This is a genomic window from Thermoanaerobaculia bacterium (assembly GCA_035717485.1).
GTDB lineage: Bacteria > Acidobacteriota > Thermoanaerobaculia > UBA5066 > DATFVB01 > DATFVB01.
Genome location: DASTIQ010000316.1, coordinates 1 through 2,547, shown reverse-complemented (window position 1 = coordinate 2,547; position 2,547 = coordinate 1). Strand labels below are relative to the sequence as shown.

Genomic DNA, 2,547 nt, shown 5'->3' with positions numbered 1-2,547 from the left:
GACGGGCAACTCGCCGACGGTGACGACCCGGCCGTCCGGCAGCGTCAGGTGCGCCGACGCGAAGAACGCCGCTTCACCCGAGTACCGAATCGGACCGCCGGTCATCGATTCGCCCGGCGCCACGAAGTTCTCGTAGAACCGGATCGTCCTCGCGCGCCCCGCGACCGACTGCTTCCCCGCGGCGTCGAGGAACTCGAACCGATCGAAATCCCCGGGCCGAATGTCCAGGAGCCGGCCGCCGTCCATCCGCAGGTCGACCCAGTTGTTCAGCCGGGAGAGCTCCGAGTACTCCGGGGAGGAATTCACCACCAGAAACGTCACTTCCCCGTCGCCCGCCGACCGGCTGAAGGCCAGCTTCGGCTCGAGTTTTCGCCCGAGGAGGATGTCCTCGATCGCGGAGAACCCGATCAGATGATCCTGGTCGTCGAGCGAACGAAGCCGCAGGATCTTGCCCCGGGCCGCGAGCGGATCCGAGAGGCCTTGAGTGAAATCCGAGGGCCGGTTCTCCCAGAACGTGACGGTGTCTCCCGGCTCGAAACCGCCCTCGCCCCAGGGGGCCCGGGACCCGGGCTGGCGGGCCCGAAAGACGTAAACGTTCTCGTCCGCGTCGGACAGGAGCGATCCGAATTCGAAATCGAACCGGCGATCCTCCGAGAGATCGTTGATCGAGGCGTCGGACACGGCCCGGGCCTCCCCGCCCGAAGCCCGGAAAAGACCCCACCCCTGCGGGCAGTATTCGGGAAAGACCGCGCGCCCGACCTCGAAAGCCTGCGCCGTCGAGCCCGAAACGCGTGCGCCCTCGGCTCCCGCTCTCCCGCCGCGCCCGTAGACGACGGGCACGAGGAAATCGACCTGCCGACCGACCGAGCGCCACTTCTTGAGCTGGTCCTCCGAGAGCTTCGTTTCCACCGCCGCGGAGAGAGTCATGGCCTTCGGGATCCTGCTCCGGATCGACCCGAGGGCGGAAGCGTATTCGCCTGCCGAGTTCGCGACGCGAAGGTCGAGGTGGACGCCGGCGATGTCGCCGTAGCGTCCGGAGGTGAGCGCCGGTCGAAGCGCCCGCCAGATTTCCTCTCCCGCCCTCCCCGCGGCGGACTTCAAGTACTCATCGAGATCACCCGTCCCCCGCACGACGAGATAGACCGGCAGCGGGTACTTCGAATCGGGCGGGGCCGCCGGCTCGAAACGGGGCACCCCTCCGTCGGCGCTGAATTCTACGGCCGGCGCGAAGATCGAGCGCACGCCGATCGCGTTGAGTCGCGGGAGCAGCTCCGCGGGAACGGGAGACGCCGCCTCCGAGAAATCGATCGAAATCCCAGCCGGGTTCCGGCGATGCTGCGCGCCGCCGTTTCCCCCGCATCCCGAGAGTCCGGCGAGTCCAGCGATCGCCAGCGAACAGGCGGCCGCGGCCGAAATCTCTTTTCGATGCGGCTTTCGCATGGACGGCCCGGAAATCATACTTCGCCGGAGTCCTGGAAATCGAATTCCACGGCGAAGCCCCTCGGCGAGAGTCTCTCCGCCCGAGCGTCCCCGCCGTGCTCCTGTGCGATCTTCCGGACGATCGCGAGGCCGAGCCCGCTCCCCCCGCTCTTCGACGAGAAGTACGGCTCGAAGAGCTTCGCCTGGTCTTCCGCCGTGACTCCCGGCCCGTCGTCCTCGACGCGAACCGTCCACCGGGCGCCGCCCGCGCCGTCTCGCCTCTCCGCCCGGATTCGGATCGTTCCGCCGGTCGGCCCCAGCGCTTCGCGGGAATTCGCGACGAGGTTCGTCAGGGCGCGGGCGAGAAGCCTCGGGTCGGCGTGGACCCACGCCATGGGAACGTCGATTTGCCATCGAATTCCCGAAGCGGCCGAAAACGATCGCACCACCTCCTCGACGAGTCCGCGAAGCTCGACTCTCTCGCGTTGAGGCTCCCGAAGGCGCGCGAAATCGGAAAATTCCGCGGCGATGGAGCGAAGCATTTCGGTTTGCTTCAGGATGTTCTCCAGGCATTCCTCGAGAACCCGGTCCCGGTTCGGGTCTCCTCGCCGCCACACCTCCCGGAGGTGCTCGGCCGACAGCCGGATCGGCGTCAAGGGATTCTTGATCTCGTGCGCGATGATGCGGGCCATTTCCGCCCAGGCCTGGAGCCGCTGCGCCCGCGCCAGGTCGTCGCGTTGAGCCTCCAGCGTCGAGGCCATGGAAAGGAACGCCTCGACGAGCCGTCGGAGCTCCTCGTCCTCCGGCAGGGGAATCCTCGGCACCTCGCCGTGCGCGACGAGGCGGGTGCCCTCGACGAGGTCGCCGATCGGGCCGCTCACGCGAAACGCCACGCGCGCGCCGAGAACCAGCGACAGGCCGAAGACCAGCACCGTGAAAGCCGTGAGGCTCGACGAGAGCCTCGCGATTTGTTCTTCCGACTCGCGCTGCTCGGGAAGCAGCGGGATCGACAGCACGGCCGGCCCCGAAAGCGAGAGCCGTCCCGCGATGGAAGAGAGCGTCGCCTGAACCTGATCGAACCGCCGCCCGCGAACGAGCCGCGATTCCACCACGAACTCGCCCGGCGAG

The 2,547-nt window shown here is 68.0% G+C and carries 2 protein-coding genes; both read right to left on the bottom strand.

Annotated elements, in window-relative coordinates:
- Positions 1 to 1,440, bottom strand: a 1,440-nt coding sequence (locus VFS34_16670; protein ID HET9796084.1) for a hypothetical protein, incomplete at its 3' end; no start/stop codon positions are given.
- A gap of 14 nt (positions 1,441 to 1,454) precedes the next feature.
- On the bottom strand, positions 1,455 to 2,547 hold a 1,093-nt coding region (locus VFS34_16665; GenBank protein HET9796083.1), incomplete at its 5' end, for an ATP-binding protein.